20 protein-coding genes are annotated in these 26,272 nt (G+C 38.3%); 11 read left to right on the top strand and 9 right to left on the bottom strand.

All coding sequences use genetic code 11. From position 1 onward, the window contains the following. Nucleotides 1–90 precede the first annotated feature (90 nt). From H6G57_RS00535 to H6G57_RS00525, 3 genes are all read right to left on the bottom strand, one after another. Entirely contained in the window at nt 91–1,740 is a 1,650-nt protein-coding gene (locus tag H6G57_RS00535) for an efflux RND transporter periplasmic adaptor subunit (RefSeq protein ID WP_190515167.1), read from the bottom strand. 135 nt (nt 1,741–1,875) lie between these two features. After that, the gene (locus H6G57_RS00530; protein ID WP_190515165.1) at nt 1,876–2,559 is read right to left on the bottom strand and encodes a DUF2834 domain-containing protein; all 684 of its coding nucleotides are present in this window, start codon (nt 2,557–2,559) and stop codon (nt 1,876–1,878) included. Nucleotides 2,560–2,580: 21 nt separating this feature from the next. Continuing rightward, nucleotides 2,581–2,934 carry a metal-sensitive transcriptional regulator gene (locus H6G57_RS00525; protein WP_190515164.1) on the bottom strand — a complete coding sequence of 118 codons (354 nt, stop codon included), beginning with the start codon at nt 2,932–2,934 and terminating at the stop codon, nt 2,581–2,583. A gap of 296 nt (nt 2,935–3,230) precedes the next feature. Here H6G57_RS00525 and H6G57_RS00520 point away from each other — a divergent pair, with 296 nt between their 5' ends. Genes H6G57_RS00520 through H6G57_RS00510 form a run of 3 tightly spaced genes read left to right on the top strand, consistent with a single transcriptional unit; the run spans nt 3,231 to nt 5,426 of the window. Beyond that, entirely contained in the window at nt 3,231–4,358 is a 1,128-nt protein-coding gene (locus H6G57_RS00520) for an AAA family ATPase (protein ID WP_190515162.1), read from the top strand. Beyond that, complete coding sequence (locus H6G57_RS00515) at nt 4,336–4,617, top strand: DUF4276 family protein (RefSeq protein ID WP_190515160.1); 282 nt, start codon at nt 4,336–4,338, stop codon at nt 4,615–4,617. The genes H6G57_RS00520 and H6G57_RS00515 overlap by 23 nt, the downstream gene beginning before the upstream one ends. Before the next feature lie 47 nt (nt 4,618–4,664). After that, complete coding sequence (locus H6G57_RS00510) at nt 4,665–5,426, top strand: DUF364 domain-containing protein (RefSeq protein WP_190515159.1); 762 nt, start codon at nt 4,665–4,667, stop codon at nt 5,424–5,426. Here the strand turns inward: H6G57_RS00510 and H6G57_RS29535 are convergent, their stop codons facing one another. Further along, nucleotides 5,427–6,845, bottom strand: coding sequence for an SDR family NAD(P)-dependent oxidoreductase (locus H6G57_RS29535; RefSeq protein ID WP_304608937.1), 1,419 nt, complete (start codon nt 6,843–6,845; stop codon nt 5,427–5,429). A gap of 418 nt (nt 6,846–7,263) precedes the next feature. Here H6G57_RS29535 and H6G57_RS00500 point away from each other — a divergent pair, with 418 nt between their 5' ends. The 4 genes from H6G57_RS00500 (at nt 7,264) to H6G57_RS00485 (ending at nt 15,748) form a co-directional block, all read left to right on the top strand. Then, entirely contained in the window at nt 7,264–7,713 is a 450-nt protein-coding gene (locus H6G57_RS00500) for a hypothetical protein (RefSeq protein WP_190515157.1), read from the top strand. Nucleotides 7,714–7,927: 214 nt separating this feature from the next. Further along, nucleotides 7,928–10,666 carry a DNA methyltransferase gene (locus H6G57_RS00495; RefSeq protein ID WP_190515156.1) on the top strand — a complete coding sequence of 913 codons (2,739 nt, stop codon included), beginning with the start codon at nt 7,928–7,930 and terminating at the stop codon, nt 10,664–10,666. A 270-nt stretch (nt 10,667–10,936) separates the two neighbouring features. Further along, nucleotides 10,937–14,920, top strand: coding sequence for a magnesium chelatase subunit H (locus H6G57_RS00490; RefSeq protein ID WP_190515154.1), 3,984 nt, complete (start codon nt 10,937–10,939; stop codon nt 14,918–14,920). Nucleotides 14,921–15,181: 261 nt separating this feature from the next. Further along, complete coding sequence (locus H6G57_RS00485; protein WP_190515152.1) at nt 15,182–15,748, top strand: transposase; 567 nt, start codon at nt 15,182–15,184, stop codon at nt 15,746–15,748. Between the two features lie 154 nt (nt 15,749–15,902). Here H6G57_RS00485 and H6G57_RS00480 read toward each other — a convergent pair whose 3' ends face one another. Further along, nucleotides 15,903–16,148, bottom strand: a complete 246-nt coding sequence (locus H6G57_RS00480; RefSeq protein ID WP_190515150.1) for a hypothetical protein — start codon at nt 16,146–16,148, stop codon at nt 15,903–15,905. Between the two features lie 183 nt (nt 16,149–16,331). Between H6G57_RS00480 and H6G57_RS00475 the strand changes: the two genes are divergently transcribed. Next, nucleotides 16,332–16,796, top strand: a complete 465-nt coding sequence (locus tag H6G57_RS00475) for a hypothetical protein (protein WP_190515148.1) — start codon at nt 16,332–16,334, stop codon at nt 16,794–16,796. Between the two features lie 218 nt (nt 16,797–17,014). After that, a complete protein-coding gene (locus H6G57_RS00470; protein ID WP_190515146.1) occupies nt 17,015–17,308 on the top strand; it encodes a hypothetical protein in 294 nt (97 codons plus the stop codon). A gap of 85 nt (nt 17,309–17,393) precedes the next feature. On the opposite strand, the gene H6G57_RS00465 is transcribed toward H6G57_RS00470, so the two are convergent. Continuing rightward, the gene (locus H6G57_RS00465) at nt 17,394–17,879 is read right to left on the bottom strand and encodes a hypothetical protein (protein ID WP_190515144.1); all 486 of its coding nucleotides are present in this window, start codon (nt 17,877–17,879) and stop codon (nt 17,394–17,396) included. Continuing rightward, nucleotides 17,876–18,985 carry an AAA family ATPase gene (locus H6G57_RS00460; protein ID WP_190515142.1) on the bottom strand — a complete coding sequence of 370 codons (1,110 nt, stop codon included), beginning with the start codon at nt 18,983–18,985 and terminating at the stop codon, nt 17,876–17,878. Before H6G57_RS00460 ends, H6G57_RS00465 begins: the two co-directional genes overlap by 4 nt. A 160-nt stretch (nt 18,986–19,145) precedes the next feature. Between H6G57_RS00460 and clpB the strand changes: the two genes are divergently transcribed. Beyond that, nucleotides 19,146–21,998: an ATP-dependent chaperone ClpB gene (gene clpB / locus H6G57_RS00455; protein ID WP_190515140.1), complete on the top strand. Its 2,853-nt coding sequence runs from the start codon at nt 19,146–19,148 to the stop codon at nt 21,996–21,998. 187 nt (nt 21,999–22,185) lie between these two features. Here clpB and H6G57_RS00450 read toward each other — a convergent pair whose 3' ends face one another. Together H6G57_RS00450 and H6G57_RS00445 are read right to left on the bottom strand one after the other, a co-directional pair. Further along, entirely contained in the window at nt 22,186–23,592 is a 1,407-nt protein-coding gene (locus H6G57_RS00450; RefSeq protein ID WP_190515138.1) for an MBOAT family protein, read from the bottom strand. 12 nt (nt 23,593–23,604) lie between these two features. Next, nucleotides 23,605–24,639, bottom strand: coding sequence for a hypothetical protein (locus H6G57_RS00445; protein WP_190515136.1), 1,035 nt, complete (start codon nt 24,637–24,639; stop codon nt 23,605–23,607). 702 nt (nt 24,640–25,341) lie between these two features. Here H6G57_RS00445 and H6G57_RS00440 point away from each other — a divergent pair. Further along, entirely contained in the window at nt 25,342–26,241 is a 900-nt protein-coding gene (locus H6G57_RS00440) for an alpha/beta hydrolase (RefSeq protein ID WP_190515135.1), read from the top strand. Nucleotides 26,242–26,272: the final 31 nt, after the last annotated feature.

Below are 26,272 nucleotides of genomic sequence, written 5' to 3'. Positions count from 1 at the left end.
TTGGCGGTTGGCGGTTGACGGTTGACGGTTGACTGTTAATTATGACCCAAATCTGTGAAATGAGAGTAAATCCGTTTCAATCCGTTATAATTATTGAGATTGAGGTGTTTCCTGTTTTGAGGATGAACCCGGAGTCGGTTGCTGTTTTTGATCCGCAATCGGGGTGCCATTTCGCAATTTAACCACACCATCGATCACAATTTTTTCCCCAGCTTTTAATCCCGATAAAACCTCAAAGCTTTGACCTTGAATACTCCCCAACTTCACCGGCTGTTGTTTAGCGACTAATTGAGTTTTCCCGTCTTCGGTTTGTTCTTGGGCGATAAAGACAAAACTTTGATCTCCAATGCGACTAATAGCGGTTACTGGAACTGTAATTCCTGATTGTTGTTCCCAAATCACTTTAGCTCGAACAATTTGATCCGTTCGTAATTTATTATTTCGGTTATCGTAAATCGCTTTAACTAAAATAGTTTGGCTTCCCGTACCCGCACTCGGAGCAATATAAGACACTTGAGAAGTTCCGATTAATTCTCCCGTTTCTTGACTGAGGATTTCTACTGTTGTTCCGGCTCTGATTTGAGATAACCGTTCAATAGGAATATTAATCTGAACTTCTAATAAATCATTTTGGCGAATGCTAGTGAGTTGGGTTTGACTATCAACAAAATCCCCCACTTTCACGAACACATCCCCAACTATCCCAGTAATGGGGGCTTTAATCTCGTAATATTCTAGCTGTACCTGTTCGGCGGTTGCACTGGAACGGGCTTGATCAATGTCTCGCTGAAGTCGGTTGACCTCTGCTTCTTGAGCCACAATCAGATTTTGTTGAGTCGCAATTTGGGCGTTGAGGGTTGAGATTTGACGATTGTAATCTTGTTTAGCCGCTTCAACTTTAGCAACTGCTGCATCAACTCGTCTTTGTTGACCTTCAACTTGGGTGTTTAGGGTAGAAACTTGCCGTTCTAGGTTTTGTTGGGCGGTTCTAACTCTCGCCTCTAGGGACAATACTTCTCGTTCTTGGGCTGCAAAATCAGCTTGGGTGGCTTGATAGTCCCGTAGGTTTTGATCGTAAATTTCAGCCGACACTACCCCTTGTTCATACAATTGCTGATAGCGATCATAGGATTTTTTTCGTTCTTCCATAATCGCCCGTCTGCGTTCGCGCTCTTTAATTCCCACTTGCACATTTTCTTGGGCGGTTTGCAACTCATCCCCAGCCGAGTTAAATTCCAACTCATATTGTAAGCGCTGTTTTTCTTTCTGTTCTGCGGCGAGGGTTTGTTGAGCGTCTTCTAAATCGGCTGTTTGAGATTGGTAAGTCAGTTCCGCTTGGATGCGTCGCAGTTCGGATCGTTGAGCATCTAAATTCGCTCTTGCACTATTTAACTGAGCCATTCGGGACTCCACGCTGGCTAATTGACTTTCGTAATTGGCCTGTTGTTGTCGTGCGTCAATTTGAATGAGAGGGCTATTTTGAGAAACGCGATCGCCCAACCGCACATAAACTTGTTTGACTAAACCATTGACACGGGGTTGAATAATAGCATTTTGCACCCCTTCGACCCGGGCATTATAAATACTACTGTTTTTAACGTTACTGGCTCCTACTAGGGCAATATTGACGCTAACGGGTGGGACGGTCGCGGCTTGAGGTTCACTCCCACAACCCGTCATCAAGATACTACCCAAGATCAAAGAAAAATAGGACTTCCAAAATAGAGAATACTGTTGCATAGTTTGGCTAGGGATAGAGAATCAATAACAGGAAATCACTCAATTCGCAATATATCTTTGGAAATATAGCATACCGGGTATTCGGGGAATTTTGGACTGAGCAAAATAATTCTTTTGACACTCCCCCGTCAATCGCTAATTTTGAACCGATAGGTCAGATGATTCAGATGTTGTTAACGGTTCCATCTCGTTCAACGGAATTCGGGTTATTAAATAAAATAAAGGGCCGAATAAAGGAACCAAGCTCACCCCCCAAAAAATAACCGAATTTGTCATCCCGCGTCTTGCCATATCATCTCCTAATAAAGCCGGAAATAGCAGGCTTAATAAACAAAAGTCGAGACTCATCACATGAATAAAACGGCTGGTTTGCCATTGTTGAATAAAGTCTCCCCAATTTCCTTGGGTTAATCCATAACCGACTAAAATACTCGCTCCCAAGGTTAATAACACTCCCGTAATTCGAGAATCTAAAACTTTAATTAATCCTGATTTTTTTCCTAAAAATTGGGGATTCGGTTGCCGGAATGCTAAGTAAGGTAATATTGCAAATGCACCCACCCCAAAGGATAATGTTACAAAAGGCCAAGCTGGGATTTTTTGTCCTCGTCCATCCATAAACAGAACACAACTATAAATCAACGGCCAAATCCCCATAATATTAAAGAGGGCGATAATTAAAGGATTAATCCCTGTCCAGTTCCCCGTTGAAAGATTTTGAATTAAGGTAAAAGTATCAGGTTGATCTGGGGGAGCAAAAATAAACGCATACAGGATAAAACCTAGCCAAATTGATCCAAAAATAATTTTATATTTCATGGTTAAAGTCCCTTCAATACGTTAAGGTAAAAATCGATCTAATGCTGCTTTTAAAGCTTCAATTTCATCATCAATATTCCCTTCTTTTGCGGCTCTGGCGACACATTCGCTCAAATGTTCATCTAAAATAATTCGAGCCACCCGATCTAAAGCTCCTCGAATAGCAGCAATCTGCACTAACACATCAGGACAAGGACGATTTTCTTGTACCATTGTTTTAACGCCTCGAATATGTCCTTCCAGCCGCGATAGACGATTAACTATCTTTCGCAAAGATTCTTCACTATGAATATGGGGATGGCTAGAATGTTCAGGATGATGATGGTGTTCTAGCAAGTTGTTCAGTTCTTCAACCGTCGGTTCTAAGTCATTCATCTGTTTGTTAATATAAAATTGACAAATATTTAATCATTGTACCTTATTCTTGTAGTTTTGAGCGCAATAGTTTCTAATCTCAGCTTAATCACTCAACCATTAACCGTTAATAATTTTTATTTTTATCAGAAATAGGAAAAATAAAAATCTCATGCTATAAGCATTTGATTTCTAGCAAAATTGGTATCAGCGAGATTAGAACTTGACAAAACAAACGTTTTACATTACGTTAAAATGTAATTTATGTTTTTTACGGGATATGAAATAAACTTTAAGGGGTATTTAAAACTTGCTTTATGGAAGGCTATAAATTTATTAATTCGCTAAAAATCCAAAACCTTCTCTCCTATGGTTCATCAGAAGAAATAATTGATTTACAGCCGCTAAATGTCATCATTGGCACAAATGGTGTAGGAAAATCAAATTTAATTGAAGTATTAGGCTTATTGCAAGGGATTCCAAGCGATTTAACTAAGCCGATTCGTGAAGGTGGTGGAGTCAATGAATGGCTATGGAAAGGAACTCAAGAAACTCCCATTGCAAGAATTGAAGCTATTATTAATTATCCAGAAGGTCGGATGCCTTTACGCTATCGTCTTGATTTTACAACGGTTGGCCAACGCTTAGAAATTATTGATGAAGCTATCGAAAATGAACATCGTAATAATGATTATGAACAAGATGTTTTCTTTTTCTATCGCTATCAACAGGGTCATCCCGTACTCAATGCAAGAACAATAACAGAAAATGAACCCACTCGCCGTCAATTAAGACGAGAAGACTTAAAACCTGATCAATCGGTTTTATCACAACGAAAAGATCCTGATTTATACCCAGAATTAACTTATTTAAGTAATCAATTTAGTCAAATCCGACTTTATAGAGAGTGGAATTTAGGGCGTTATACTCCTCCTAGAATGCCCCAAAAGTTAGATTTACCTGAAGATTTTTTACTCGAAGATTGTAGTAATTTAGGATTAATTCTTAATGATTTGCAGCACCGTATTGGAAGCAGAAAAATTGTTGAAAATTTACAAAAATTTTATGAACCTGTAACGGATATTACTATAAAAATAGCGGGGGGAACAGTTCAGATTTTTTTACATGAGCGAGGACTTAATCAACCGATTCCAGCGACTCGTCTCTCTGATGGAACATTACGTTATCTTTGCTTATTAATGATTCTTTTATATCCAACTCCTCCTCCGCTTATCTGTATTGAAGAACCCGAATTAGGATTGCATCCTGATATTTTACCTACCATTGCTCAATTATTAATTGAAGCGTCTCAAAAAACTCAATTAATTATTACCACTCACTCCGATGCTTTGATATCCGCTTTAAGTGAAATTCCCGAATCTATTCTCGTCTGTGAACAAGATGAAAGAGGAAGTCGAATGAATGGAAAGTTGGCTAATTGCTGATATTGATACCTTAGCCAAATATTACGGGCAAGGATTTAATAAAACTGCTATTCCTCGTAATAATAATGTTGAAAAAATTCCTAAAGCTGCTATAGAATCTGCCTTAAGAAGGGCAACGCAACAAACAAGAACGAAAGGCGAATATCACAAGATTAATCATGGGCCTGAAATCTTAGCAAGGATTGATGTCTCTATTGTTCGTAAGAAAGCACCCTATTGCGATCGCCTATTTCACAGAATCGCTGATATTGGTGGATAATTAGATAACCCAACAAAAAGAAAAAGCCGAACTAAAAACTGATTTCAATGAAAATTCATTCCCGCGAAATTTACGATCTCCTACTGGAGAAATCAAGCGATAGTAACGGAACGGTGCAGGAAATTATCTTGGGACTAACCTGGACATTCTGCCAAGCCGAGGGTATAGGGTTGTGTATGAGTCCGGGCCAACCCAATCGCACCTTATCCTGGTCAGGAACTTTAGTGGGTCAAGCCGTCGCTGATTTAGCCCCTTGGGTGCGCTCCTGGGATAGTTACCAAGCGACTATTGGTATGGCGGTGATCAATTCCGTGATTAATCCGACATCACCGCTATTACCACAGGCTCAACGCCTATCTTCTCACGGTTCAGCTAATCTAGCTGTATTTGAGCATTTTCTCCCTTTAATTCAGGGAAAACGAGTCGTTGTTATTGGTCGCTACCCCGGACTTTCTCAGTACGAACAACAGGCAGATATTACCGTCCTAGAGCGTCAACCCATCGCTCAAGATTTACCCGACATCGCCTGTGAATACCTGCTCCCAGAAGCAGACTGGGTTTTCCTCACCGCCACTTCCATTGCTAACAAAACCTTTCCCCGCTTGGTGGAGTTATCGCAACAGGCGCAGTTAGTGTTAATGGGCCCTACAACTCCCTGGTTACCCGAATTAGCCCAGATGGGAATTAACTATCTAGCCGGGGTAGCCATCACCGATACCAACGCATTGCGACAAACTATCGCAGAAGGAGGAGGAACTCGTATTTTTGATGTTGGGGTAGAATATTGTGTCTTAAAAATTGATAACTGATTACCAAGGAGAAGGAACATAATTTTTCAAAAAATGACCGAATAAAGGTTCAGATGGATTTTGAATTCCTTGAACAATTGGATCATAAATTCGAGCCATGCCATCAATATTATCTAAAGGGGGATAAAACCCTCGTTTTTGTTGATCATCTTGTTTTTGAGGATAGGGATTTTCATTCGTAATCCAACCCGTATCGACACTATTCATATAAATTCCATCTTGAGCATAATCTATCGCACTGGTACGGGTCATCATATTTAAAGCTGCTTTTGCCATATTCGTATGGGGATGAAATATAGTTTTATTGTCTCGATTAAAGTTTCCTTCCATAGCAGAAACATTAATAATAAATCGTTGTGAAAAAGGCGATCGCATTAATAAAGGTTTTAATTTGCTATTCAAAATAAAAGGAGCGATCGCATTGACAAATTGTACTTCTAACAGTTCAATCGTGCTAACTTCATTTAATTTTAACCGCCAACTATTTTTAGGACGTTTATCGAGTTGTTGTCCGTCTTCATCAAAACAATTAGGAGGAAAATAAATAGAATCATCTAAAACGCTTGTTTCTGATTTTAATTGTGCTTCTAATAAAATAGGAAGTTGAGAATTTAATGCAATTAAACCTTGCTGTTGCAATTCAGGAAATTGCTTAAACTGTTGTTCTGACTCTAATAAATGTTTATAAAAAGCTAAAGGACGTTTAATCGTTTGAGCCGCATTATTAATTAAAATATCTAAACCAGGCTCAGTATTGATTAAATGTTGAATAAAGGACTCAATGGCTACTAAATTGCGTAAATCTAACCCATAAATCATTAACCGTTTGCGCCATTGCTCAAAATCAGGTTCCTGACTAAACCGTTTTATGGCATCCCCTGGAAATCGGGTCGTAACAATGACTTTAGCACCATCTTGAAGCAGTCGCAAAGCGATTTGATAGCCAATTTTAATCCGCCCTCCAGTTACTAATGCAGTTCGTCCGCTTAAATCCTGATGTTGGAAGCGTTTTTTATAGTTAAAATCGCCACAATTTTGACAAATTAAATGATAAAAATGATGAATTTGCGTATAATATTTTTGGCAAATATAACATTTTTTAGGAGGAAAATATTTTCTACTATTATTTATAATAATAGAATGAATTTTTTCAGAAATTGAAGGGTAATTAAGGGGTGTTTTTATAAGTTCTGCTGTTTTAATTAAAGGCTTTTGTTGAGAAGCTTTAAGTTGTTGGTTTCGTTGCTTCTGTTGCTTTTGATCCTGTTTATAAATTTTGATGATTAAACTTCTCAACCGCTCTTGAGAATTCATGCGAGTCGGATGATCCGCAAGATGCTGTAATACATTTAGGGTAATTTCGAGATCTTTTGCAGATAAATCCATACCTTCAGCTTCCCCTAAGCTCGTCCATCTCATTATAATACAAGTTTGTAGTATTTTTCAACAGAGGGGGCGCAGAGGGAATGTGAAGCGGGGGGAGATAGCCGCTTACAGTCAACAGTCAACCATTCTTATTCATCCTCATCCTCTTGTCTCTACTGTGGGTCAAAAAGCATCTTATAAAATCATTGATACTCGTACATAATAAATTTACTTTTGATCATCTTGTTTTTAAGGATAGGGATTTTCATTTGTAATCCAACCCCTATCGATACTATTGATATAAATTCTATCTTGAGCATAATCTACAAAATTAATTTGCAAGAGTTATAATCTATCCTAAGAGAGAATTATTTCAGCAACTTACGAACAAAAAAATTATGTCTAGGGAAAGATTTAGTTAGCCAGCTAGATCAAGTACAAATAAAATGTTAAATTCAAAACAATGTATTTTATGAAACCGAATTATTTTACCCAATTGGCTTCAACAGTGGGACGCTGGATGATGACAACTTTATTTTTTATCTCAGCGATCGCCTTTTTTTGGCAAGGGATATTTTTCTCAACGAACATTGCTGCAATGGCTAATCCCGCTCCTAACTTGATTACTATATCAGACGCAGGTAATCAAGTTAAAGACAAAGTTAATAAAGATACTGGACGAGCCAAAAACTTCATTGACAATGCAAAGGATCAGGTAAAAGAAACTGCCAATAAAAATGCTGATCGAGTTGATCGAGCAACGGACAATAGTAGTTTCCTAGAGCGTAAAGCCAGCAAAGATAGCGGACGAATTGAAGAAAGAGCCAATCAAGATGCCTCTCGGACTAAGAAAGCGGTAGACAATACTAAGAATGCAATTGAGAATACCGTTGATAACATCAAAGATGCTTTTGGGAACTAAAGATTAGATTCTCTCAAAGAAAGTTAATGTCAATTGTTTGGCTGAATCTGTTATTATTTTCCTAGATTGTAGGGTGCGTAAGTGCCAACGCACGCACCTCAACATCTAGGAACTATTTACCAAAAAAAATAAAACAGTCCTATACAGAAACCCAGTTGATGTATTAATCCTTAAGGAATATAATGAAACCCAGGGTTAATCATGGATTGTACTTATGCCCACTACACCAGAAAATTTGCAGCAATTTGTTAATTATTGTCAACAGTATATAACTGGAGATGAAAAGGGACAAGCGCAAATTTTTTTAGATCGTTTGTTTCAGGCTTTTGGATATGAAGGCGCATTACAAGCGGGAGCAACCTTTGAGCAACGCATTGAAAAAGCCGGGAAATCAGGAAATATGGGGTTTGCTGATTTACTCTGGAAAAATCATGTTTTAATTGAGATGAAAAAACGGGGGAGTGATCTTCAAGATCGAGAGTATCGCACCCAAGCTGAACGATATTATATTAGAATCAAAAAAAGCGATCGCCCCCGTTATGTAATTTTATGTAACTTTGATGAATTCCATATTTATGATTTTGATAATCAACCTGATGACCCGGTTGATATCATAGCCTTAGAAGATTTACCTAGACGCATTCCAGCATTTAGCTTTTTAGAAGCCAAAAATCTCCGTCCTCAATTTAAAAATAATCAAGTTGAAATTACAGAAAAAGCAGCCAGACGTTTAGGAGATGTTTTACATTCTCTATTAGAACGAGGGGAAAGAAATCATTTTAAAAAATATACCCCCCTGCAAGCACAACGTTTTGTTTTACAATGTGTTTTAGCGATGTATGCCGAAGATATTGGTTTACTTCCCCCCGCAATATTTACCCGTTGTTTACAAGATTGTCTGGAAGATCAAGAGAATGCTTATGATATTTTAGGGGGACTGTTTCAAGCTATGAATCAAACCGGGGTTGTTCCCGATGGACGTTATGAAGGAGTAGACTATTTTAATGGCGGATTATTTCAAGAAATTCATCCGATTAAGTTAGAATACGGGGAGTTAAATTTATTATTAGCTTGTGCGGGTCAAGATTGGAGTAAAGTCCGTCCTTCTATTTTTGGGAATTTATTTGAAGGTGCTTTGAACTATACCGATAAAACCCAGAAAAAATCTAAACAACAACGTCATGCTCACGGCATTCATTTTACCTCAGAATCTGATATTAGAAGTATTGTTTTACCCACCATTCGGGAATATTGGGAAAATCGCATCAGTGAAGCGAATACCTTAAGGGAGTTAAAACATTTATATCGGGAATTAATTGATTATAAAATTCTTGATCCCGCTTGTGGTTCGGGTAATTTTCTCTATGTCGCCTATCAAGAGTTAAAATATATTGAAAAAATACTATTCGAGAAAATCGCTAATTTTGAGGATATTTCTGGTTATACTCAAAAGGTCAGTCCTCAACAGTTTTATGGCATGGATATCAATGCTTTTGCGGTAGAATTAGCCAAGGTAACTTTAATGATTGGACGCAAGGTTGCTATCGATAAATTAGGTTTAAATGAACCTTCCTTACCTTTAGATACTTTAGATCAAAATATTATTTGTACCGATGCTTTATTTACGGAATGGGTTAAGGCTGATGCTATTATTGGTAATCCTCCGTTTTTGGGAGGTTATCGTATTCGTCAAGAATTAGGGGATGAATATGCTAAGAAAGTATTTAATAAATTTAATGATATGGAAGCGCAAATTGATTTTGCTTGCTATTGGTTTAGATTAGCGCATAATTCTATATCGAAAACGGGTAGAATTGGTTTAGTTGCAACTAATTCTATTTGTCAGGGAAAAAATAGAAAATCGAGTTTAGATTATATTATTGAAAATGAGGGTCATATTTATAATGCTATATCAAGTCAAGTTTGGTCGGGTGAAGCCGTCGTTTATGTTAGTATTGTCAATTGGTGTAAAATTCCGGTCAAATCTTGTTTTTTAGATGGCAATTTTGTTCCGCAAATTAATTCTAGTTTAACATCATTAGTTGATGTATCTAAAGCTGTTAAATTATCTGCTAATTTGAAAAAAAGTTTTGTTGGTGTTCAACCTAATAGTCAAGGATTTTTTATTTCCCAAACACTGGCTGATGAATGGATTAAACAAAATAATCTAAATCTAACTGTTATTAAACGATTAATTTCTGCAACGGATTTAACTGATAATCCTAATGCTGAACCGAGTCGCTGGATTATTGATTTCCAAAATATGTCTCTTGAGGAAATTACTGATTACTATTTACCTTTTGAGTATCTAAAAATTCATGTCAAACCTGAAAGAGAAAACAACAGAGAGGCTGTTTTAAGAGAAAAATGGTGGCGTTTTAAACGAACAAATGAAGCGATGAGAAAAGCTTTAGATAAATTATCTATTTGTTTTCTTATTCCTTGTCACTCTAAATGGTTTATCCCTTTACCATCTCCAATTCAATATTTACCCAATAATTCAATTACCGTAATTGCATCAGATGATTATTATATTTTAGGAATATTAACATCAAGCCTTCATAGAATTTGGGTGAAAGCGCAAAGTTCTACATTAGAAGATCGGACAAGGTATACTAATACAACTTGTTTTGAAACCTTCCCCTTTCCTCAAACCCCCAGTAAAAAGATTGTTGAGACGATTAGAAAAACAGCTATGGACTTACATGAATATCGGAGTCAAGAAATGGAGAAAAAAGGCTGGGGAATTACTCAACTCTATAATCAATATTACCCTGAACCCGCCTCTAAATTATATCAATTGCATCAAAACCTTGATCAATGGGTCATAGAAGCCTATGATTTTAAACCAGAGGATAATCTCTTAGAGAAACTCCTAGAGTTAAATCAGGAATGCGCCGAAAAAGAAAAACGGGGAGAGGTTATTATTGGTGCAGTTGCTCCTCATTTTTAAACAAACTGTAAAAAATATGAATCAATTCTGAGTTATTGCAAATAATTCCTAAGAATAAACCTGTGTAAAAAGTCAAGTAATATAAAAAAAAATTACATTTTTCTTGTCGAATTATTGCAAATGGGGGACAAATTTGCCCAGAATGCCCATTTTCTGGTAACAATACTCAAAGTGGAACAGGCATCTTGCCTGTGTAAGCCCGAATGATCTGGCGATGCCCATAGCCGATCACCTTAAGAGAGAGCAGACAAAAAAGGAACAAATTAAGATATGTTTACTTATGTAAAACCCACCATTAGACACATCAAGCCAGATGACCTGAACGGGCGACAACTGATGAAAGTCGTCTATGTGGTGTTAGAAGCGCAATATCAAAGCGCCTTATCGGCAGCAGTGGAGTCCATTAACAAAAATAACCCGAATGTTGCGATCGAAATTAGCGGTTATTTGATCGAAGAGTTACGATCTGCGGAAAACTACGAAAGTTTTAAACAAGATTTATCCCAGGCCAATATATTCATAGCCTCCCTGATTTTTATTGAAGATTTAGCCGATAAACTCGTTGAGGCTGTAACTCCCTATCGAGATACACTAGATGTGGCGGTGGTCTTCCCCTCCATGCCTCAAGTGATGCGCCTCAACAAAATGGGGACGTTTTCGATGGCGCAACTGGGACAAAGCAAAAGTGCCATCGCCCAGTTCATGAAGAAACGGAAAGAACAGTCTGGGGGATCTTTCCAAGACGCGATGCTGAAGTTGCTGCAAACTTTGCCTAAAGTCCTGAAATACCTACCCATGGATAAAGCCCAGGACGCTCGCAACTTTATGTTATCCTTCCAATATTGGTTAGGCGGTTCTTCCGAAAACTTGGAAAACTTCCTGCTGATGTTAGGGGCAAAATATGTGTTTACGGGCAAAGAAAAACTGCAATTTGCTGACCCCGTAACCTATCCCGACCTGGGTATTTGGCATCCCCTCGCGCCGAAAATGTTCGAGGATGCGACCGAATATTTTCACTGGTATAATAGCCGCGACGATATTTCCGACGACCCCAAAGATCCCCTCGCCCCCTGTGTGGGGTTAGTGCTGCAACGGACGCACCTGGTAACGGGAGATGATGCCCATTATGTGGCAATGGTACAGGAACTCGAAGCGTTAGGCGCACGAGTGTTACCCGTGTTTGCGGGAGGGTTAGACTTTTCTAAACCCATTGATGAATATTTCTGGGATAACCCCCCGAAAGGTATTCAACCCCAACCCATTGTCGATACTATTGTCTCGTTAACCGGGTTTGCCTTAGTGGGTGGCCCCGCTCGACAAGATCACCCGAAGGCGATAGACTCGTTAAAACGGTTGAACCGTCCCTATATGGTGGCGTTGCCTTTAGTCTTCCAAACCACTGAAGAATGGGAAGAAAGCGAATTAGGGCTACACCCGATCCAAGTGGCGCTGCAAATTGCTATTCCTGAACTGGATGGCGCCATTGAACCTATTATTATATCAGGACGGGATGGGGCCACCGGAAAAGCGATCGCACTGCAAGATAGAATTGAAGCGATCGCCCAACGGGCTTTAAAATGGGCGAATTTGCGGAAAAAACCCAAATTAGCCAAAAAAGTTGCTATTACCGTCTTTAGTTTCCCCCCGGATAAAGGAAACGTTGGGACAGCGGCTTATTTGGATGTGTTCGGGTCAATTTATGAAGTGCTGAAAGCCTTACAAGGCAATGGCTATGACGTTCACGACCTGCCAGAGTCCGCCGAGAAACTGATGCAGGAAGTTATTCACGACGCCACCGCCCAATATCAAAGCCCAGAACTGAATATCGCCTATCGGATGTCCGTTACCGAATATGAACGGTTAACCCCCTATTATGACCGACTCAATGAAAATTGGGGGCCACCACCGGGAACGTTAAACACCGACGGCGAGAATTTGTTAATCTTTGGTAAACAGTTCGGGAATGTGTTTATCGGCGTTCAACCCACCTTCGGCTATGAAGGCGACCCGATGCGGTTGTTGTTCTCTCGGTCAGCCAGTCCCCATCATGGCTTTGCCGCCTACTATACCTATTTAGAACAAGTCTGGCAAGCGGACGCGGTATTACACTTCGGCACGCACGGATCATTAGAATTCATGCCGGGTAAACAAATGGGAATGTCGGGAGAATGCTACCCCGATAATTTAATCGGCAGTATTCCTAACCTGTATTACTACGCCGCCAATAACCCCAGCGAAGCGACTATCGCCAAACGGCGCAGTTATGCTGCTACAATTTCTTATTTAACTCCGGCAGCAGAAAACGCGGGGTTATATAAAGGACTGCAAGAACTCAACGAGTTAATTGCCTCTTATCAAACCCTAAAAGATAGCGGTCGGGGCGTGGCTATTGTTAACAGTATTATGGATAAGTGTCGCTTGGTGAATTTAGACCAAGATGTCACCCTCCCAGAAACAGATGCTTCTGAGTTAACTCCCGAAGACCGAGATCATATTGTTGGACAGGTTTATCGGCGGTTAATGGAAATTGAGTCGCGGTTGTTACCCTGTGGTTTGCACGTTATTGGGAAACCGCCCACGGCTGAAGAAGCGATTTCAACTCTGGTAAATATCGCCAGTATTGACCGCGAAGAAGATAATCTTCTCAGTTTACCCCGAATTATTGCCAATAGCCTCAACCGCGATATTGAGGAACTCTACCGCAATAATAACTTAGGGGTATTAGCGGATGTGGAGTTATTACAAAAAATCACTGAAGCTTGTCGCGCAGCACTTACCGCCTTAGTTAACGAACAAACCGACGCCGAAGGACGGGTTTCCTTAGTCTCCAAACTCAACTTCTTCAATATGGGTAAAAAAGAACCCTGGATTGAAGCACTGCATGAGTTCGGTTTCACCAAAGTTGACCCCGAACCTATTAAACCGTTATTTGAGTATTTGGAATTCTGCTTACAACAGGTTTGCGCCGATAACGAGTTGGGTTCCTTGCTGCGAGCACTAGAAGGAGAATACATCTTACCAGGGCCAGGAGGCGACCCCATCCGCAACCCCGATGTATTACCGACGGGCAAAAATATGCACGCCCTCGATCCCCAGTCTATCCCCACCGCAGCCGCCGTCAAGTCCGCCCAAATCGTCGTAGAACGGCTGTTAGAGCGGCAAAAGGTCGAAAATGGTGGAAATTACCCGGAAACCATCTCCGTCGTCCTCTGGGGAACCGATAACATCAAAACTTACGGGGAGTCCCTGGCTCAAGTCATGTGGATGGTGGGGGTTAAACCTGTTCCCGATGCCTTGGGACGGGTGAATAAGTTGGAGTTAATTTCTTTAGAAGAGTTAGGACGGCCTCGAATTGATGTCGTGATCAACTGTTCTGGGGTGTTCCGCGACTTATTTATTAACCAAATGGCGCTGTTAGATAAAGCGGTAAAAATGGCTGCGGAATCTGATGAACCGTTGGAAATGAATTTCGTTCGCAAACACGCTTTAGAACAGGCGAAAGAATTAGGCGTTTCTGTCCGACAAGCGGCAACACGGGTGTTTAGTAATGCTTCCGGTTCCTATTCTTCTAATGTGAATTTGGCTGTTGAAAATAGCAGTTGGGAACAGGAATCTGAGTTACAGGAAATGTATTTGAAACGCAAATCTTTTGCCTTTAATTCTGATAATCCGGGGACAATGGAACAAGATCGAAGTATCTTTGAGTCGGCGTTAAAAACCGCAGATGTGACATTTCAAAACTTAGATTCTTCGGAAATTAGTTTAACGGATGTCTCCCATTATTTCGATTCTGACCCGACAAAATTAATTTCCAGTTTACGCAAGGATGGCAAAAAACCGACGTCTTATATTGCGGATACCACAACAGCAAATGCTCAAGTTCGGACGTTATCAGAAACGGTGCGTTTGGATGCTCGTACCAAGTTATTAAACCCGAAATGGTATGAAGGAATGTTATCTCATGGGTATGAAGGGGTGCGGGAACTTTCTAAGCGCCTTGTTAATACAATGGGATGGAGTGCAACGGCGGGTGCTGTGGATAATTGGGTGTATGAGGACGTGAATACAACGTTTATTGAAGATGCAGAAATGCAGAAACGTTTGATGAACTTAAATCCTCATTCCTTCCGCAAGATTATTAGCACGTTGTTAGAGGTGAATGGTCGCGGCTATTGGGAAACTAGCGAAGAGAATTTAGATCGTCTGCGCGAGTTATACCAAGAAGTTGAAGACCGCATTGAAGGGATTGAATAAAATCCTTTAAACAATCTATAACCCCCTGTAGAGACGCGCCATGGCGCGTCTCTACGAGAGCTAGGGAACACCACCGTGATCTGATATAAATATTAATTTAAGAGAGAGACGCGCCGTGGCTCGTCTCTACGAGAGCTAGGGAACACCACCGTGATCTGATATAAATTTAATTTAAGAGAGAGACGCGCCGTGGCTCGTCTCTACGAGGTTTAGAAAATATAGCCATGATGTAGGATAAAAATAAATATAGGATGGACAACGATGACATTATATAAAAATAAATATCGGATTGAATCTACACGATTACCTTATTATAATTATGCTGCCAGTGGTTGGTATTTTGTTACCATTTGCACAAAGGATAAACTGTGGTTTTTTGGTGATATCGTTTCCAGTAATATTAAATTTTCTGCTATGGGAGAAATTGCCAATAAATTTTGGTCAGACATTCCGAATCATTTTCAGGATGTTTACCTAGATGCTTATATTATTATGCCTAATCATGTACATGGGATTATTGTTATTGAGCGATCGCATAACGAAGAACACGGAGAGACGCGCCATGGCACGTCTCTACAAGGGACGGATGAATCTAACAAATTTGCACCCTTAAAACGAGGCTCTTTACAAGCTATTATTAATGCTTATAAATCTTCTGTAACCCGTTGGTGTCGTAAAAATGGTTACGATAATTTCGCATGGCAACCCCGATTTTATGATCATATCATTCGAGATGAACAGGCATTAGTCAAAATTCAGGAATATATTGTTAATAATCCGGCTAAATGGGATGAAGATCAAGACAATCCTGCTAATTTGTGGATGTGATCTTGTCAAGGTTACAAATATTGGTGTAGAAACGTCAAGTTGGTAGAGACGTTGCATGCAACGTCTCTACCAACTTGATATAATTTGTGCTAAAGCTACCTCTATTAAGGAAAAAATATGGAATCAATGGACTATTATGAGATTCCATAGAAGATTAATCAAAGGCTGAATCATCTGAACCACGAATCATACCACATGAATTGCATTGCATGGCTGCTTCAAAACCTAGTAAAGTCTTACCTATAAGCTTGGCGCGAGGATAATAATCCCAAAATGCGGCAAGCCCTCTGACAAGAATGTTTTTTTCACGTGCATATTCTAATGCTTCCGTATAACTTATTTCTTCATGCAAGGTTTTACGTTTGCATAAACAGCAGTATAAAGTCTTTTTTAAAGCCATAAAATAACCTCGTTATCTTTTATCTAGCTTGCTAACTATACTAACTTGCTCACTCCAAACTGAACAGCGAAAAAAGTTGGAAAAAGTAGGGGTTTTCTTGAATTTATTAAGAAAGGTTGTAAAAGTTGGTAAAAGTTGGCAAAAGTTGGGTATACTCATAACAGCGATTTTATATTCCTATCTATGGAAGTTCCTCAGATCTTGCAATTCGTTGATGAATCTGTGTATACCCAAACAGGTAAACATCTCAACGACTTGCAAAGAAGAATTGTTAGGGGAATACTGAATCGTCAAAAATATGCTGACGTTGCAGAAACTTACGGTTATAGTGAAAAGCACGTAAAAAAGGTCAGTCACGAACTTTTACAAATGTTATCAGATGTTTTTGGAGAACAAGTAAAGAAAAGTAATCTTGAATCAGTTTTAGAAAGAAAAATAAATTTTAATATAGTTTTAGGTAGTAAGAATAACCATAATAATACTGTAACGATAGGCTCTATTAACAGTTGTCCTATTCCTTCTTCTGTTAATTTAGATCAAAGCCAAACTGAAACCATTGAGAAATTAAGAAAGTTTGGCTTAAGCGATAAGCAAATAGCAGAGGCATTGAAGCTGTCATTAGAAGATATTAAACAGATTAATATGTAAAGCTTTTTTCTTGTTCCCAGGCTCCCGCCTGGGAATACTCTATTGAGGCTCTGCCTCTATTATTTATTGGTGGCAGAGCCACCGGAGAAGCATTTCTAGGTAGAACCTAGAAACGAGGAATCCCTATTCTCCGGGGTAGAAACGTGGTATATCATATCTTTACCGAGGGGATATAATTGTTGTTTAGGATATCATTTCAACCCATTGAGGGAAACAATATGGAATCATCAGTTAAAAATTTACCTAAAATTGATGTTCGTGCTGCTGTGAGTTTAGCACAAAAATACTTTAATAATTTACAGGATATGATAGATTCTTCTATTCAAAGTTTAAGATTAGAAGAAGTTGAATTATCTGAGGATAAACAATTTTGGTTCATTACATTAGGGTTTGATTGTGTAAATCTTAATAATCTACTGCAAGTAGTTCCTCAATATGCCAGAGAATATAAAATATTTAAAATTAATGCTGAAACCGGAGAAATAGAATCAATGAAAATTCGAGAGTTATGATAGATGAACTATTCAAAAAATATAAGTAGAAAGTAATTTTAATTGATACTAATATTTTATTATTGTGGTTTGTTAGTTCGGTGATTTATATAAATAGAAAAGGTTTGACGGATGACCTCATCCGGTTTAACTCAGGTTGATTGTGTTGAAGAAGATCATGTCCCCACAATTCATTTGTATTGTTGACGCAATCTCTTGCTAGAGTTTCTCCGATCCCTTCAAAAGTATTCTTGGTGACTGTCCTTAACCTCTCTGGGTTGGATTGTACTCCCAGAATAAATACTCTTTCTATTAAATCATTTGGAATATGACCCTGTACATAACTCAACCGATCTTCACGCTTATCAAAATCAATCAGTAAAACCATCCTTCTTTCTGGAAATTGCCTAATTTTGGGGACATGATCATTGATAAAAGTCTGCAAAAGATTTTCCCATCCCCGATCATAGGGTAGAACTTGAATCACACTCTCATTCAGGTTTGGATTAAGAATAAATCCATTAGCAATTTGGCGGTTCGCATCATCTTCAGGCAATATAAGAATATGGGGTCGATGCCGATTAACGCTCATACTTCGATATCCCCAGAAATCAAGGTATTAATTAAGTCCCCTGTAAAAGTTATATCACTGAGTAATCTAATTAAAGTTGGCTCTAAGTGGCTTTTGCGATCCAGTAGAAAGGTATTTTCATCCGAAAACTTTCGGATTGCTTCTACATTATGAGAAGTCACTAAAATTTGTCCATTATTGTTAAATGAGCGTCGTAATGACATGACAAAATGTCCAACCTCTGATAAAGAAAGATAGTTATCAGGTTCGTCCCAGAAGCAAAAAAGGGGGCCATAGAATTTATTAGCAGCTAAAACGAAAGCACAAATAAAAAAGCATTTTTCGCCATCAGATAAGTCTTGAAAATCAACACTCAGATTTGCATTATTCGCTTCAAATCGGACAATCATGCTTTTTGAATCTTTGCCAATTTGTTCATTCAAAAAGTCCTGAATGTCAGGTATAACTCCTCGGAGATATTTGTCAACTTGTGTGTAAGCTGCTGGATAGCGACTCAGTAATCCAGAGAACCACTCTCCAAAGTTTGAACCGTCTCGCTTGGGCTCCAAGGTTTCACCGTCGGAATCTCCTGTCATCAGACTGGGAATGGGAGCTAAAATAATCATTCTAGCCAGCCAAGTCTTGAAAATCCGAAGGGGATCTGTCTCTGATTGCTCTTGAATAATAGGAAGGGCAACTAAATGCCAATCTACTAGAAATTGAGCCTCAGAATTTTGCCAACTGGTGTGAAGGGTTACTTGAGCCTCAGTTCGAGAATAAATTGGCTCTCCTGTAACTAATAGTTTTTCTTCAGAAACTCGAAGTTCTTTAAAATTTTTCGGTAACTCAAAAGCCAAAATATATTGATATAATTTTTCGTGAAGTAATACTTCTATTTCCAAGCGAATTGGCACATCAAAGCGACCACGAACGAAATCCTTGGGCTTAACTAGATCACGAACTCTATTCGTCCCTCGACCAATAGATTGAAAAATTTCTAATACATCAAAAATTGTTGATTTCCCGACTCCATTTTTACCAATTAATAAAGCTGATGACATATCCTTTAAGCTCAGTTCAAAGTTTTCTAAGCATCTAAAGTTATGGATATATAGCCTTTGGATCATTTTAAAATCACTCCACCAGATCTACGAAAGTTTTGAGGCTATGGACGTGATCGCCCTTTCTCCATCATCCTACATTGATTAACAGATTGTACCCACATATAGTTACAATGGGGTCAGTATATTGATGATTATTTTTACCCTTTATTGATTAGCAGCAACGATGCAACCAACCGATCCAAGTAAATTTACAGATAAAGCCTGGGAAGCCGTTGTTAAGTCCCAGGATGTAGCGCGTCGTTTTCAAAATCAGAATTTAGAAGTCGAACACCTGATCACCGCCCTGCTTGAACAAAATGGACTCGCCACCAGTCTCCTGAGTCGGGCGGGAGTGGATACGGATATTTTAGGCCAGCAGTTAGACGCCTTTACCAAACGTCAACCCAAAGTCGGACGCATTGAACATTTATATTTAGGACAAAGCCTCGATATCCTCTTAGATAAGGCGGAAGAAGCTCGTCAGGCGCTACAAGATAGTTTTATCTCCGTAGAACATTTAATCCTCGCCTTCTCCGAAGATGATCGCATTGGCCGTAAACTTTTAGCCGGAGAACAACCCACCGCCCAACGCCCCGGACGTCCAGGGTATGACCGCCCCAGTCGTTCTCCTTCTATTCGTCCCAAACTGGAAGAAGCCATTAAAGCCATTCGGGGAAGTTCTAAAGTTGAAACCCAAAGCCCGGAAACCAGTTATGAAGCGTTAAAAAAATATGGGAAAGATTTAACAGAATTGGCTAAAGCCGGAAAATTAGATCCGGTTATTGGACGGGATGAAGAAGTGCGTCGGGTGGTGAGTTGTTTATCCAGAAGAACTAAAAATAACCCGGTTTTAATTGGTGAACCTGGGGTAGGAAAAACCGCAATTGCAGAAGGTTTAGCTCAACGAATTGTTAACGGAGATGTACCCGAATCATTAAAAAATCGTCAGTTAATTTCCCTGGATATGGGCAGTTTAATTGCGGGGGCAAAATATCGGGGAGAATTTGAAGAAAGACTGCGATCGGTATTAAGAGAAGTTACCCATTCTGAAGGACAAATTGTCTTATTTATTGATGAATTACATACGGTTGTTGGCGCAGGTTCGGGAAGCGGTTCATCGGGAATGGATGCCAGTAATTTACTGAAACCGATGTTAGCACGGGGAGAATTGCGTTGTATTGGCGCTTCAACGGTTGATGAATATCGTAAACATATTGAAAAAGATCCGGCCTTAGAAAGACGGTTTCAACAAGTTTATGTCGATCAACCTTCTCCTGAAGATACGATATCGATTTTAAGGGGATTGAAAGACCGTTATGAACGCCATCATGGAGTAAAAATTACCGATAGTGCGTTAGTGGCGGCGGCAATGTTATCGAGTCGGTATATTAGCGATCGCTTTTTACCCGATAAAGCCATTGATGTTGTTGACGAAGCCGCAGCCCAATTAAAGATGGAAATTACCTCTAAACCCGTTGAATTAGAACAAATTGATCGGCGGGTAATGCAGTTAGAAATGGAAAAATTATCCATTGAAGGAGAAAATTTAAGCAATGGAGAAAGCAAGCGGAGAAATGATGGAGGAGTTGCTATTCGTTTAGACCGAATTAAGGAAGAAATTGAAACCTTAAAAACCAAACAAGAAAAACTTGCTTCTCAATGGCAAGGGGAAAAACAGCTGTTAGATAGTATTAATAAATTGAAGGAAGAAGAAGAAGAATTACGAGTCCAAATTGAACAAGCAGAACGAGCTTATGATCTCAACAAAGCCGCCCAATTAAAATATGGTCAATTAGAAGTTTTACATCAAGAACGGGAAGCGAAAGAAGCGGAATTAGTGAAGTTACAATCTCAGGGTTCTTCAATGTTGCGGGAGGAGGTCACAGAAGCCGATATCGCCGCAATTATTGCGAAATGGACTGGTATACCTGTTAACCGTTTATTGGAGTCAGAACGGCAGAAATTACTGCGCTTAGAGAGTCATTTACATCAACGAGTGATCGGACAACAGGAAGCGGTATCCGCCGTTGCTGCCGCCATTCGACGGGCACGGGCGGGAATGAAAGATCCCGGTCGTCCCATTGGGTCTTTCCTATTTATGGGGTCAACGGGGGTGGGAAAAACCGAGTTAGCCAAGGCGTTAGCGGAGTTTTTATTTGATAGTGAAGAGTCTATTATTCGGATTGATATGTCTGAATATATGGAAAAACACGCCGTTTCTCGGTTAGTGGGGGCTCCTCCGGGGTATGTGGGTTATGACGAAGGGGGTCAACTATCGGAAGCGGTGCGACGTCATCCCTATTCGGTGATTTTATTTGATGAAGTCGAAAAAGCCCATCCTGATGTTTTTAATATTTTATTACAGGTATTAGATGATGGTAGAATTACAGATTCTCAAGGAAGAACTATTGATTTTAGAAATACCGTAATTGTGATGACCAGTAATATCGGGGGGGAACATATTTTAGATGTGGCGGGAGATGAATCTCGTTATGAGGAAATGGTAAAGCGGGTAATGACCGCATTGCGATCGCATTTTCGCCCCGAATTTTTAAATAGAGTTGATGATACAATTCTATTCCATTCCTTAAGTAAAGGGGAATTACGCCATATTGTTGCAATTCAAGTCAAACGTATTCAACGCTTATTATCGGATCAAAAAATATCCATTGAATTATCGCCTGCGACCTTAGACTATTTAGCAGATATTGGCTATGATCCAGTCTATGGAGCTAGACCGTTAAAACGCGCAATTCAACGGGAATTAGAGAATCATATTGCTAATTTATTACTAGAGCAAGAATTTATCACAGGAGATACAATTTATGTGGATTATGAAGAGGAAAAATTAGTCTTTAATCATCAACCGTTGATCCCTAAAAAGCAAGAAGAACCGTTAGTGATGAATGTTCAACCCATGCGGAAAAAAACAAAACCTGATCCGTTAGAAATGGATGTTCAACCTGTGATTTTAAACACCTCTAAAAGTCCAGAGGGGGATGATATTATTACGGTTGAAACGGTAAAAGATGAGTAGTTTGAGGATTGGGGTTTACTGGTTAATTTTAACAAGGATTGATTAAGACAATCTAATGATGAGTATACTCCTGACTTTTCGGAGGCTTCTTTCCTATAAAGATTTCATCTTAGATTATAGGTTAGGTTGACTTGGAAAATTCAAGGCTTACGCAAAAAGGATAAGAAATTCGATTTTTGTGTAAGTCTTAAAATTGAAAGTAAATAAAAGCAGAATATTGTGAAGCAACAAACATCAACACAACAGCTACAGCTACCCCATACAACATAGCAAATATACTGTTAGGAAGTTTTTCTAATTTGTAGTTGAACCAGTGTTTATACGTTGCATAGTGAATAATAATTAAACCGAGCAGAAGCCAAACTAAATTAAAGCTGAGGGTTTTGTTTCCCGATGATTGAAATAAAACAAATGAATTAAAAGTTACTAAAGCTGTTTTCAAATTAACAGAACGGAAGAAAATCCAGGCGACACAAACCCAATAAAATGTTAATAAAGGACTAATTATTTTAAGAATCTGATTTAGGGCATAAAATTGAAGCTTATAAGCTGACCATTCGCGGTGTATAACTAATGCAATTCCATGTAAAGTACCCCAAATCACAAAATTCCAACCAGCACCATGCCATAATCCTCCTAATACCATAGTTGCCATTAAATTTCGGTAAGTCGTTAATTTTCCACCTCGATTTCCACCTAATGGAATATAAAGATAGTCTCGTAACCAAGTTGATAAACTAATATGCCAACGTCGCCAAAAATCACTCATATTTGAAGCGAAGTAAGGAAAATTAAAGTTGATACAAAGTTCATAACCCAGTAATTTAGCTGTAGCAATTGCCATGTCTGTATAACCTGAAAAATCACAATAAATTTGCACTGTATATAACAACACACCTAGCCAGGCACTAAAGGCTGTATAGGTTTCTGGAGCATCAAAAAATTGATCTACAATGGGTGAAATGCGATCAGAAATACAAGCTTTTTTAATAAATCCAATTAAAAATAGAATAAAACAATCTTTAAAAGGGATCTGTTCAAATTTTCGAGATGTCTCTAACTGAGGTAAAAAGGTACTGGCTCTAACAATTGGCCCAGCCACTAATTGCGGAAAGAAACTTACAAATAAAGCAAAATCTAAAATATTGTTGACCGCTTTTAGTTTTCCCTGATAGACATCAATAGAATAACTCAGGCTTTGAAAGGTATAAAAGCTGATTCCAACAGGAAGAATAACATTAAGGGTTGGAAAATCAAGGGGCAGTCCTAAAAAGTTAAAAAATTGAGAGGCTGAAGCGGTAAAAAAGTTGAAATACTTAAATAATCCTAAAATTCCCAGATTCGTGATTAAGCTAAAAATCAACCATTTCTTTTTTAAGGAATTATCGTGGGTTTTGGATAGATAAATACCCACCCAATAATCAATGAAGGTAGAAATCCAAATTAATGATAAAAATCGCCAATCCCAAGCTCCATAAAAAATGTAACTACAAAGCAGTAAAAAAAATTTTCGATGTTGATTTTTTTGTAAAGTCCAATGAACACTAAAAACGATAATAAAGAAGATAATAAATCGAAACTCTGTAAATAACATAGCCTTTTAATTTTAAGGGTTAATATTTTTTGAATTGAGATAGGTAGCAAATTGATCAGCCAGAAGTTTAGTAAATTTTTGCGATCCTGCTTTATTAAGATGATCACTATCAAATCGATTCTTAGGGTCATAGAGTTCAGGATATTTTATCGGATCATTAAAAGAAATTAATGGGAAAATTTGTCCCCCTTTGGAAGCGATAACCAATTGACTTTGATTGGATAAAATAGGATTAAGGATTAAAATCGGTTGGGCATCCATTTTTATAATAAGTTGGGTTATTTCTTTTATCGTTCTAAGTTCAAGAGGTTTAAGGAAAGTTCGATGATTACTGTTTTTTTGATTTTCAATTAATTTTAAGACTTTTTCTTGGTAAGATTCGAGATTAGATAAGTAATCTTGATTTCGCTGGGTAAATTGAGTATATGTTGGATCTTCATCATCTAAAGCTAAATATCCATCTTCACCTGGAGAGCTATAATCTCTCCGATCTCTTTCTCGAATTAAATAAGGATTTTGATCGGGTTGACTGAAGATAAAGCTGCGGATTAGGGGATCAGCTTGACTAATATTAAATATATGATAGATTAAAGGAATTGTGTGTTCTCCGAGCAGAAATAATTTCCTTGTCAGGGTAACATCGGATTCTAAAATGAACTGATATATCCATAAAGTATGTTCCATTGTATGCCAATAGATCACTCGATCTGTTTTTAAATTTTCATCGGCAATATTCAAATCAAAATCAGGACTTTCTATAAAAACCCATTTAACCTTCAGGGGTTTAGTTTCTAAAATTTTTTGAATAAAAAAATAGGTTTCTGCAAAATTCATGCCGGAAACTCCTAAATTATAGGATTTAATATTATACCCTTTAGATGCCATTTGCCGATCAAAAACACGAGGAATAATATGACGATAAATTCGGCTTGAGCCAAAAAAAAGCGTATTGTAGTCGTTTTTATGTTCTTCAAATTTCCTAAATTTTTCGCTGATGATTGGGATTTCAGGTGCAGGTGCGATTTGATAGAGCAATACAGACGTCAAGAGGAATGATATAAAACCAATTAATAATAATCTCACGAAATTCAATTTTTTCCAACGATGAACAAGGTACTTAAACTTGTGACGGACACTCAGTAACATAAATCTTAAATCTTCAATACAAGTTGAGCTATAATCAAGTAATGTAGGTTTAGAAAGAAGATTGTCTTCTGTAGAATCAATACTACCTCATACGACTACAAAACCCACAAAAGTTATAAAAGTTATTATTCCAAACTAGGGGTACTTGCTTCCTATACAAAAGCTCTGGAGTTTAGAAATGGCAAAGATTTTCGGAGAGTGACAGCAATGGGGATAAGTCGCTCGACTTGATTAAACCTAAAATGCTGAACAGCTTACTCTGCATGCTTTTTAGCTATTCAATCTGTTTCTTTTCTTATTCTACTTCTCGGGGAGTCACCGCTATAGCAACAAAAGATATATTGTCCTTAAATTTGACCCCAATTTACTACACAATATCGTTGATACTCTGTCTTGTCATGATATCATTATAGAAACGGATAACCCTGGGTAGATCAGTGTAGAAAATTTCCTGAAATTAAACGGAAATGAGTTGATTTAAACCGTAAAGAATAAAGTTGTGTGGAAAGGAAGTTTTCTTTTATCTTTTTAACCTTGCTTTTTTAAGACAGGAAATAGAGATTTAAAGAAGAAAATTTAATTAAAAGCTGAGGGGATAAAACGATGTTAAATATTATTTTAACGGCTCTGTTTAAATTAGGATTAATTGTTTTAGCTATTGGTGCGATCGCCTATTTTTGTGCTTGTTTATTCCTGTTTTTACGACAAACTCGATTTATTTTTTTTCCCTCTCGTCTGATTTCCATCACCCCGGATGATGTGGGTTTAGCGTATGAAAATATTGAGTTAAAAATTCCTATCCCTTCTGGAAAAGTAGAAACAGTACATTGCTGGTGGGTTCCTAGTAAATTTAATTCCGAAAAAGTGATTATTGATTTACATGGAAACCGCAATAATATTGGAGCAAATGTGGGTTATGCTCAACAATTTAACCAAATGGGATTATCGGTTTTATTAGTAGAATATCGAGGCTATGGACGCAGTACAAACCGCTTTCCTTCTGAAAAAAACGTTTATGAGGATGTAGAAGCGGCTTGGAACTATTTAGTAAATAAACGTCAAATCAATCCCCATAATATTTATGTTTTTGGTCATTCTTTAGGAGGAGCGATCGCGATTAATTTAGCTTTAAACCATCCTGAAATAGCTGGATTAATTATTGAAAGCTCTTTTACTAATATTCAACAAATGGTTAATTATAAAAAGAAATATTGGATGTTTCCGATTAATTTAATTTTAACTCAACGATTTGATTCTCTGGCTAAAGTTCCCCTTTTAAAAATGCCAATATTATTTACTCATGGAACAGAAGATGAGTTAATTCCTCAGTCTATGACTGAAGCTTTATTCACCGCCGCAATAGAACCCAAACAACTGTTAATTGTTTCCGGTGCAGGTCATAATAATGTTAGACAGGTGGGAGGGGAACAATATTGGCAAACCGTCGAACAATTTCTGACTTCAGAACTCAAAAAAAACCTCAGCAACCCGGTTTCTAAATAGCCAGTCTCAATACAGGTAAGGGCGACAAATG

It is taken from the genome of Planktothrix sp. FACHB-1365, assembly GCF_014697575.1.
GTDB lineage: Bacteria > Cyanobacteriota > Cyanobacteriia > Cyanobacteriales > Microcoleaceae > Planktothrix.
This window is presented reverse-complemented; position numbering and strand designations above follow the sequence as displayed.

Bases quoted from the DNA above. Each gene is read 5' to 3' on its own strand.
- H6G57_RS00535 (WP_190515167.1), bottom strand. From the start codon at position 1,740: ATGCAACAGTATTCTCTATTTTGGAAGTCCTATTTTTCTTTGATCTTG.
- H6G57_RS00530 (WP_190515165.1), bottom strand. From the start codon at position 2,559: ATGAAATATAAAATTATTTTTGGATCAATTTGGCTAGGTTTTATCCTG.
- H6G57_RS00525 (WP_190515164.1), bottom strand. From the start codon at position 2,934: ATGAATGACTTAGAACCGACGGTTGAAGAACTGAACAACTTGCTAGAA.
- H6G57_RS00520 (WP_190515162.1), top strand. From the start codon at position 3,231: ATGGAAGGCTATAAATTTATTAATTCGCTAAAAATCCAAAACCTTCTC.
- H6G57_RS00515 (WP_190515160.1), top strand. From the start codon at position 4,336: ATGGAAAGTTGGCTAATTGCTGATATTGATACCTTAGCCAAATATTAC.
- H6G57_RS00510 (WP_190515159.1), top strand. From the start codon at position 4,665: ATGAAAATTCATTCCCGCGAAATTTACGATCTCCTACTGGAGAAATCA.
- H6G57_RS29535 (WP_304608937.1), bottom strand. From the start codon at position 6,845: ATGAGATGGACGAGCTTAGGGGAAGCTGAAGGTATGGATTTATCTGCA.
- H6G57_RS00500 (WP_190515157.1), top strand. From the start codon at position 7,264: ATGAAACCGAATTATTTTACCCAATTGGCTTCAACAGTGGGACGCTGG.
- H6G57_RS00495 (WP_190515156.1), top strand. From the start codon at position 7,928: ATGCCCACTACACCAGAAAATTTGCAGCAATTTGTTAATTATTGTCAA.
- H6G57_RS00490 (WP_190515154.1), top strand. From the start codon at position 10,937: ATGTTTACTTATGTAAAACCCACCATTAGACACATCAAGCCAGATGAC.
- H6G57_RS00485 (WP_190515152.1), top strand. From the start codon at position 15,182: ATGACATTATATAAAAATAAATATCGGATTGAATCTACACGATTACCT.
- H6G57_RS00480 (WP_190515150.1), bottom strand. From the start codon at position 16,148: ATGGCTTTAAAAAAGACTTTATACTGCTGTTTATGCAAACGTAAAACC.
- H6G57_RS00475 (WP_190515148.1), top strand. From the start codon at position 16,332: ATGGAAGTTCCTCAGATCTTGCAATTCGTTGATGAATCTGTGTATACC.
- H6G57_RS00470 (WP_190515146.1), top strand. From the start codon at position 17,015: ATGGAATCATCAGTTAAAAATTTACCTAAAATTGATGTTCGTGCTGCT.
- H6G57_RS00465 (WP_190515144.1), bottom strand. From the start codon at position 17,879: ATGAGCGTTAATCGGCATCGACCCCATATTCTTATATTGCCTGAAGAT.
- H6G57_RS00460 (WP_190515142.1), bottom strand. From the start codon at position 18,985: ATGATCCAAAGGCTATATATCCATAACTTTAGATGCTTAGAAAACTTT.
- clpB (WP_190515140.1), top strand. From the start codon at position 19,146: ATGCAACCAACCGATCCAAGTAAATTTACAGATAAAGCCTGGGAAGCC.
- H6G57_RS00450 (WP_190515138.1), bottom strand. From the start codon at position 23,592: ATGTTATTTACAGAGTTTCGATTTATTATCTTCTTTATTATCGTTTTT.
- H6G57_RS00440 (WP_190515135.1), top strand. From the start codon at position 25,342: ATGTTAAATATTATTTTAACGGCTCTGTTTAAATTAGGATTAATTGTT.